Annotated in this window: 6 protein-coding genes; 2 read left to right on the top strand and 4 right to left on the bottom strand. The window is 37.8% G+C overall.

Annotation, left to right across the window (positions count from 1 at the left end; all coding sequences use genetic code 11):
• Positions 1–536: MurR/RpiR family transcriptional regulator (locus tag N3I35_08970; protein ID MCX8130216.1), on the bottom strand; the 536-nt coding region annotated here is incomplete at its 3' end.
• A 153-nt stretch (positions 537–689) separates the two neighbouring features.
• Between N3I35_08970 and N3I35_08965 the strand changes: the two genes are divergently transcribed.
• Both N3I35_08965 and pulA read left to right on the top strand, forming a co-directional pair.
• Entirely contained in the window at positions 690–1,355 is a 666-nt protein-coding gene (locus N3I35_08965) for a hypothetical protein (protein ID MCX8130215.1), read from the top strand.
• Positions 1,356–1,713: 358 nt separating this feature from the next.
• A complete protein-coding gene (pulA, locus tag N3I35_08960; protein MCX8130214.1) occupies positions 1,714–4,797 on the top strand; it encodes a type I pullulanase in 3,084 nt (1,027 codons plus the stop codon).
• A gap of 156 nt (positions 4,798–4,953) precedes the next feature.
• Here pulA and N3I35_08955 read toward each other — a convergent pair whose 3' ends face one another.
• From N3I35_08955 to N3I35_08945, 3 genes are all read right to left on the bottom strand, one after another.
• The gene (locus tag N3I35_08955; GenBank protein MCX8130213.1) at positions 4,954–6,483 is read right to left on the bottom strand and encodes an oxaloacetate decarboxylase subunit alpha; all 1,530 of its coding nucleotides are present in this window, start codon (positions 6,481–6,483) and stop codon (positions 4,954–4,956) included.
• Between the two features lie 77 nt (positions 6,484–6,560).
• Positions 6,561–6,947, bottom strand: a complete 387-nt coding sequence (locus tag N3I35_08950; GenBank protein MCX8130212.1) for a biotin/lipoyl-binding protein — start codon at positions 6,945–6,947, stop codon at positions 6,561–6,563.
• Positions 6,948–6,984: 37 nt separating this feature from the next.
• Positions 6,985–8,535, bottom strand: coding sequence for a methylmalonyl-CoA carboxyltransferase (locus N3I35_08945; protein MCX8130211.1), 1,551 nt, complete (start codon positions 8,533–8,535; stop codon positions 6,985–6,987).
• Positions 8,536–8,630 lie beyond the last annotated feature (95 nt).

Here is an 8,630-nt window from a genome sequence, read left to right as displayed (position 1 = left end):
ATCTGTTCAAACATCTCACTGACACTAGTAGTATGCACAAGTCTGATGTTATCGAACATAAGGTTGAAATAAAAGCCCAGAAAGCTTGCCAAAGGAGCAGAACTTCTTACTCCAAGAATATATATTCTCTTTGCTTTTAATATTTTTTCCACAATAGTATTAAATTCATCAAGGTTAATTTCTTCCATCGTAAGCTTAATTTTCTCCAGATCGGCCTGAAGCACACTCTTAATTACATTTTCTTCATTTATGCGTTTTGAAGAAACTTCTATTCTTTGGACAGCTGTAAGCTTACTTTTTATTAACTCTTGCAGCACTTTCTGGAGCTTTGGATAACCATCGTATCCAAGCTCGATGGCAAACCTTACAACCGTAGACTCGCTTATACCCACAATATCGCCAAGTTTAGCGGCTGTCATAAATGCTGCCTTATCATAATGATTTATTATATAGTTGGCTATTAATCTCTGTCCTTTACTCAATTCAGGCATACTTGTATGAATCTTTGAAATCAAATCCTGTGATTTTCCTTCCATGTGCGACCTCCCGAAAATAGGTGTATTTCATATCTATATTACATTTTTGCAGGATAAAAATCAAGTGCTTGCAAAATTGCAAACTAAGGAATACTGTTTTTGATAATGCAGATAATAATCTAACAGTTTTGTTTATAGATAAAGGTGGATCTTATGATACAAATAGATGATGCAGGCAGTGGCAGTTTTATTGGGGGTACCTGTATCGGCGTTTACAGGCCTGAAACAAACGAGTATTATTTTGATATTATTCCAGTCGAGTTATATGATAAGGAAAACTTCAAAAAGAAGCTTTATCTTGATGAAGTAGTAAATATAGTCAGGAAGGCATTTTCCGAGCTGAAGGTGTTAGTTAGCGAAACTATAGAAGTTTGCAGAGGTTACATGTTTGAAAAACTAAAAACCTGGCTTAATGATAACAATTATTGTTGGTACGGTACGCATATAACAGGGCGCATTCAGGAAATAGTCGAAAAGAATTTTGAACTATATACCATCAGGCTGGGCCTGCCCGAGCAATACATAAAATATACGCATTACCCATTTCACTTTCATAAACTTCTGAGATGGGTTTTTGCCGATTATGAAAACAGGATTGGTTTATGTAAAAACGGATGGAAAAGCTGGTCTAAAATAGAAGGAACTAAACTCGAAATTTATGATGATTTCACTTCCCTTTCAGGTCTTTTTTGCCTAAAATGCGGTAAACATATCAAAAAAGGCAGCAAGGTAAAAGTACTCTCCTATTACAGTAATAAGACAAACTACATATACCTGCATCATTATTGCTATAAGAAAGAAGAAAATCACATCTGGTAAACAGCATCGCATAATCATTTATATATTTTTATTGTAATATTTTGGTTTTAATGTTATATTATTTAATAAACAAGATATTAATGAAAACGGTTTCATACCTTATATATCTGCATTACTTAAGTTTTAAGTAAAAACTAAATCTATGTCATGCAGTACTAACAATGCATGTGTCACCCTGCCAATATATATATAATGTTGAAATTTCAGGATTTACTGGCATTCCAACAGTTTAGAATACTCAAAAAAGCCTTTTTGTATATATTCCATTTTTCATGTAATCGTTTGCATCTTAGTTGCAAACTGACTATTTGTGGAAAATGGTTTTATAAATCAACAATACTAACTAAGGGGGTTTCAGATGAAAAGAAAAATTCTGGCACTAATCACAGTATGTTTTTTTACACTGGGCATTATAGTGGGTTTTGGACCTTTAACAGTCAGGTCGGAAGGAAAAACCACTGTAAAAATCCATTATTACAGGGCTGACGGAGATTATTCAAAATGGAACGTATGGATGTGGGCAGATGGTGTGGAGGGCAAAGCCTATAATTTTACTGAAGAAGATGAGTATGGAACATCAACAAACGTAGTTTTACCTGTAGAAGCAAAAAAGGTCGGTTTTATAGTAAGAACCAACGACTGGAAAAAGGATATAGACAAAGACAGAAATATAGATGTTAAAAATGGTCTCGCTGAGGTATGGTTGGTTTCAGGTGATGAAAATACTTACACCTCTGCAGACCAGGTAAAAAAACCTGAAGCTTCGAAATTTGATAATGTGACGGTAAAGCTGCATTACTTCCGTTATGATAACAACTATGACGGATGGAATTTCTGGCTATGGAAGGGTAGTGACGGAAAAGGGAAATCATATAGCTTTACCGGTGAAGATTCTTTCGGTAAAGTTACCGAAGTAAATTTCAGTGGTATGAAAAATGAAAAAAATATAGGCCTTATCATTAGAAAAAGCACCTCAGACAATGAGTTCGCCGCAAAAGACACAAATTCAGACAGGGCTATACTTGTTTCAAAAGCTGATTCAAAAGGTGTAATTAACGTATACCTGATGCAGGATGATCCCAGAGTTACATACAAAGTATCTGACATAGATCGTATACCTAAGATACAAAATGCAAGAGTTTCCGGGATGAATCGTATAGAAGCAGAGGTAAATATTCCTTTAAAAATCACAGAAGACAATAAGGACGGTTTTATCCTAAAAGCCGGAAATACAATTGTCAATATTGAAAAGGTTTTGAGTAAAGATGCTACCACTGAGGGTTATTCAAAAAAATTTACTATAATAACGAAGGATAATCTGAGTTTTAACGGTAACTACAAAATCCATAAAGAAGGATATAAGGAGGCAGCTTTAATACTGAGTCAGGTTTTTGGGAGCAAGGAATTTTCTGATCTTTTCACATACAAAGGAAATGACCTGGGAGCAACTTACTCAAAAGAAAAAACCAGCTTCCGTTTATGGGCTCCTACAACAGATGAAGCTAAACTTGTATTATACAAGGAATGCCTCAATGGAAGCCCTGAAAAGGAAATCAGTATGAAAAAAGATATCAACGGTACCTGGGTTGCAGTTGTTGACGGCGATCTCAAAGGTAAGTTTTATACGTTTAAAGTAAATATAAACGGACACTTCAACGAAGGTGTTGATCCATATGCAAAATCGGTTGGAGCAAATGGCCTACGTGCCATGGTAGTAGATTTATCGGAAACAAATCCCGAGGGATGGGATAAAGATACAAAACCCGAATTTAAGAACTTCACAGACGCTGTTATTTATGAAATACATGTAAGAGATCTTTCTATGAGTAAAACTTCAGGAATAAAAAACAAGGGTAAATACCTGGGATTTGCAGAGAAAGGTACAGTAAGTCCTGAGGGTGAAAAAACAGGTATAGACCATATATCTGATCTGGGTATTACCCATGTGCACTTGATGCCGTCATACGACTATCACACTATAGATGAGACTAGCCTTGAAAAAAATGAATTTAACTGGGGTTATGATCCTCAGAATTACAATGTGCCGGAGGGTTCATATTCTACCGACCCATATTCCGGAGCAGTCCGTATTAAAGAATTCAAGCAGGCTGTTAAGGCAATGCATGAAAATGGACTTCGTGTAGTTATGGATGTAGTTTATAATCATACCTTTAAGGCCGATGATTCAAACTTAAGCCTTCTTGTCCCCGATTATTACTATCGCAAGGATGAACTGGGCAAACATACTAACGGGTCAGGCTGCGGTAATGAGACTGCCTCCGAAAGGTCAATGGTAAGAAAACTTATAGTCGACTCACTCAAATACTGGGTAAGCGAATACCATATAGACGGATTCCGCTTCGATCTTATGGGTGTGCATGATATAGAAACAATGAACATAATATGTGAAGAACTAAATAAAATTGACCCGACAATATTGCTTTATGGCGAAGGTTGGAACGGCGGAAGTTCTCCATTGCCTGTGGAGGACAGGGCAATTAAAGCTAACGCTCATAAGATTAACGGCATTGCAGTTTTTAGTGATGAAATCCGTGATGGTCTCAAAGGGAATGTATTTAATTTAACAGATAACGGTTTTGTAAGCGGTAAACAGGATATGGAAGAAACAATCAAATTTGGTGTAGTTGCCTCTACAAAACATCCTCAGATCAATTATGAAAAAGTAATCATTTCAAAAGCCTCATATGCAAAGGATCCCACACAAACAGTCACATATGCTTCTTGCCATGATAACAATACACTATGGGATAAACTTCAGATAAGCAACCCTAATGACAGTGAAGAAAGCAGAATCAAGATGGATAAACTGGCACAGGCAATAGTATTCACCTCTCAGGGAATTCCCTTCATGAAGAGCGGTGAAGAGTTTTTGATTACCAAACAAAAGGTCAGCGACAGTGTCAGGTCTCCAGATAATATAAACCAACTGGATTGGTCCAGAAAAGCAACATATAAGGATATATATGAGTACTATAAAGGCTTGATAACTATGCGTAAGACACACCCTGCCTTCAGAATGCTAACTACCGAAGATGTACAGAAGAATTTAGTATTCATGGAAAATATACCCAAAAACATGGTTGGATATACGCTGAATAACAATGCTAATGGTGATACATGGAATACCATTGCCGTTTTGTATAATGCAAATAAAGATGATAAGGAAATAACTCTGCCTGCCGATGATTGGAATATAGTTGTAAACAGTGAGAAAGCCGGTGTTGAACTACTAGACAAAGTAAAGGGCAATAAACTGACAGTACCTGCCCTTACAGCTATGGTACTGGTAGATTCAAAGAGTCCTCTCGGGTCCGGAACAGTGAAAAATACAATCATTTATGTATTATCAGGAATTGTACTATTGGCAGCAATTGCTATAATCATACTTCTGATGATAAGAAGAAAATCAGCCGCTAAATAGTTAAGATTCGATAAAAAATGATTTTTTATAGGGAAGGAAAGCAATTTCCTTCTCTTTTTTTAGTAATAAATATAGTTCTCATTTAAGAAAAAACCAGTAAGCCGGAGTATTTCCAGCTTACTGGTCTTCTGCAAAATTCTCTATATGTATTTTCATTTACAGTTTCGATTGAAATCTCTGCAACCTTCCGGCTGTACTCCAGAGTGGAGCAGTCTGAGGCACCCTTCTGAAGGATTTTACTACAAGCTTGTGTCCTGGAGTTGTCTCCATAGATGCAACCGCCGCAGAAATTACAGCCATAATTTCATCATTACTTTCACCAGCCGGATTATCTTTTTTATTACGCATTTCCTGACGGTATTTAAAGAATTTTTCCGCCGGTTGTGGCAGAAGTGCAAAGGATAGTACATCCTCATCCTGCTCCATATATTCTTTAATTTGTTCTCTTATCTTATCCAGTTCAGGTTCAATCAAGTCTGCAGGTCTGCATGTAATCTGTTCCTCTTCACCAAGAATCTTCTTTTTGATTTCCTCGGGTATAGGGGCTGGTGTTTTACCATACTCACCTTTTACAACACCCTTTGATTCCTTTGGCACCATCTTGTACCTTTCACCGGTCAATATATTCAATACAGCCTGCGTACCGACTATCTGACTTGTGGGAGTTACTAAAGGAGGATATCCAAAATCTTCTCTTACTCTTGGTACTTCTTTCAGAACCTCTTCGTATTTATCCATGGCATTGGATTGTTTCAGCTGTGAAACAAGGTTTGACAACATACCGCCCGGAACCTGGTAAATAAGAGCGTTTACATCTACGCCCATCATTTTTACATCGAGTAATCCACTCTGGACATAGCTGTCCTTTAAAGGTCTGAAATAATCTGCAATCTCACTTAGCAGATTAAGGTCATATCCCGTATCATACTCAGTTCCCTTTAGTGTTGCTACCAAAGGTTCTGTTGGTGGCTGTGACGTACCAAGAGCCATAGGTGATATAGCACAATCTACGATATCAACGCCCGCTTCTATCGCCTTAAGGTATGTCATTGCTGCAACTCCGCTGGTGTAGTGGGTATGAAGCTGAATAGGTACTTTTACATTTTCCTTCATAGCTTTTACCAGTTCATATGCCTCGTATGGTATCAGCAAGCCTGCCATATCCTTTATGCATATAGAATCAGCGCCCATTTCTTCAAGAGTTTTTGCGTCATTTACAAAATGCTGAAGAGTATGCACCGGACTTATGGTGTAGCATACTGTACCTTGTGCATGTCCGCCTTCTTTTTTACAAGCCTTTATTGCAGTTTCTATATTTCTTACATCATTTAAAGCATCAAATATCCTGATTATGTCCATTCCGTTTGCAACAGCTTTTTGAACGAAATATTCGACTACATCATCTGCATAATGCTTATATCCAAGTAGGTTTTGTCCTCTTAGAAGCATTTGAAGCCTGGTTTTTTTAACCTTATCTTTTATTTTTCTCAGTCTTTCCCAAGGATCTTCATTCAAAAACCTCAGGCATGCGTCAAAAGTTGCGCCCCCCCATGCTTCAAGGGAGTTATATCCTATATTATCGAGTTTTTCCAATATAGGGAGCATCTCATCAATCTTCATTCTGGTTGCAATCAAGGATTGATGCGCATCCCTTAAAACCGTTTCGGTGATCTTTACTTTACCCATATCTAAAATCTCCTTTAAATAATAATGAGATTTTAAGATAAAGATTAAGATTTTCATCCTGATCCTTATCTTACAATTTATCCGATTGAAACCATTACATCGCCTGCATTTACAGTACTACCCTTTGCAACATTTATAGTTGCAACTTTTCCGTCAGCCGGAGAAACTATTTCATTTTCCATCTTCATAGCTTCAAGAACTAATAATACTTGTCCTTTTTTAACTGAATCACCTGCATTTACATTCACCTTAAGGATTGTTCCAGGCATTGGAGCTTTTACTGTAGCAGCTCCAGCAGGTACAGCAGTATCTACCTTTGGTGCAGGAGCTGCAGGAGCTGCCGGCGCAACCGGGGCAGAAACCGGAGCAGCTTTTGCGGCTTGTGGAGCTGCACCTTCTACTTTTACTTCCTCGACTTCTACTTCATACTGATTTCCGTTCACTTTTATCAAGAATTTTTTCATAAGAATCCTCCTAAATTTTTATTTTAAGGTTTTTATATTACAGCGGAATATTTCCATGCTTCTTTGAAGGTCTTGTCTCCCTCTTGCTAGCCAGCATTTCCAGAGCGTTAATCAATCTGGCCCTTGTTTCAGATGGTTCGATTACATCATCAACATATCCTCTTGCTGCTGCTACGTAAGGAGTTGAGAATTTATCCCTATACTCTTCTATCTTTTTCTTTCTTTCCTCTGCCGGATCAGCTGCTTCGTTTATAGCCTTCCTGAATATCAGGTTTGCAGCTCCTTCAGGACCCATAACTGCTATTTCTGCAGAAGGCCATGCAAGTACCACGTCCGCTCCAAGGTGTTTGCTGTTCATAGCTATATATGCTCCGCCATAAGCTTTTCTCAATATAACGTTTATCTTTGGAACAGTTGCTTCTGAGAAAGCATACAATAACTTTGCCCCATGTCTTATTACTCCGCTGTGCTCCTGTCCTACTCCCGGCAGATAACCTGGTACATCCGTAAATGTAACCAAAGGAATATTGAAAGAATCACAGAATCTGACAAACCTTGCAGCCTTGTCAGCAGAATTCACATCCAGGACGCCAGCTGAAAAATTAGGCTGATTAGCAATTATTCCTACGGTACTTCCATTCATTCTTCCAAAACCGATAAATATATTCTGTGCAAAGTGCTGCTGAACCTCCATGAAGTCACCGTTATCCACAACCCTTACAATAACATCCTTGATATCATAAGGCTTATTGGCTCCATCAGGGATAATTTCGTTTAACTCTGATGCTATTCTGTTTGCATCATCCTGGCTTATGTATGCAGGTGCATCCGACAAATTGTTGTCAGGCAGGAAGCTTATAAGTCTTTTTATTTCATTAATACAATCCTGCTCATTGGTATATTTGAAATGTGCTACACCACTAACGGAATTATGTATATCCGCCCCACCTAATTGTTCTGTTGTAACTATTTCACCTGTTACGGACTTTATTACCTCAGGACCTGTGATACACATATAACTCGTTTTTTCCACCATAAAAATAAAGTCTGTTATTGCAGGTGAATAAACGGCACCACCTGCACAAGGTCCCATTATAATTGATATCTGAGGTATTACTCCCGATGCAAGCGTATTTCTATAAAAAATATCTCCATATCCTTTTAAAGAATCTACACCCTCCTGAACTCTCGCTCCACCTGAGTCATTCATACAAATAAAAGGTGCTCCCATTTTTATTGCCATATCCATTGCTTTTGTAATCTTTAAAGCATGCATTTCACCCAGTGAGCCGCCTATTACGGTAAAATCCTGTGCCGATGCATATACAAGCCTTCCATCTACAGTACCATATCCGGTAACAACACCATCACCCGGTACTTTCTTTTTCTGCATATCAAAATCTATAGCCCTGCTTTCTATGTATGCGTCCATTTCTACAAAGCTGTTCTCATCAAAAAGTGTCAGAAGCCTTTCCCTGGCTGTGAGTTTTCCTGCTTTATGCTGCTTTTCAATACCTTCTGCTCCCCCTGCCGTTTCAACTCTCGCGCGTCTCTCATGGAGCTCTTTTATTTTATCGACTGTTGACATTTTTCTACACCTCATATCCTTAAGATTTAAAACGTATTATCACGTTTTATGTTTTTATCATGTACTTATTTTCCGGATAAGTATTATAATACCGA

The organism is Clostridia bacterium (genome assembly GCA_026414765.1).
Lineage (GTDB): Bacteria > Bacillota > Clostridia > Acetivibrionales > DSM-27016 > SKW86.
Note: the sequence above shows the minus strand (reverse complement) of the source record. Positions and strands in the feature narration are given on the sequence as shown.

Coding starts and splice junctions, on each gene's coding strand:
- N3I35_08965 (MCX8130215.1), top strand. CDS start 690: ATGATACAAATAGATGATGCAGGCAGTGGCAGTTTTATTGGGGGTACC.
- pulA (MCX8130214.1), top strand. CDS start 1,714: ATGAAAAGAAAAATTCTGGCACTAATCACAGTATGTTTTTTTACACTG.
- N3I35_08955 (MCX8130213.1), bottom strand. CDS start 6,483: ATGGGTAAAGTAAAGATCACCGAAACGGTTTTAAGGGATGCGCATCAA.
- N3I35_08950 (MCX8130212.1), bottom strand. CDS start 6,947: ATGAAAAAATTCTTGATAAAAGTGAACGGAAATCAGTATGAAGTAGAA.
- N3I35_08945 (MCX8130211.1), bottom strand. CDS start 8,535: ATGTCAACAGTCGATAAAATAAAAGAGCTCCATGAGAGACGCGCGAGA.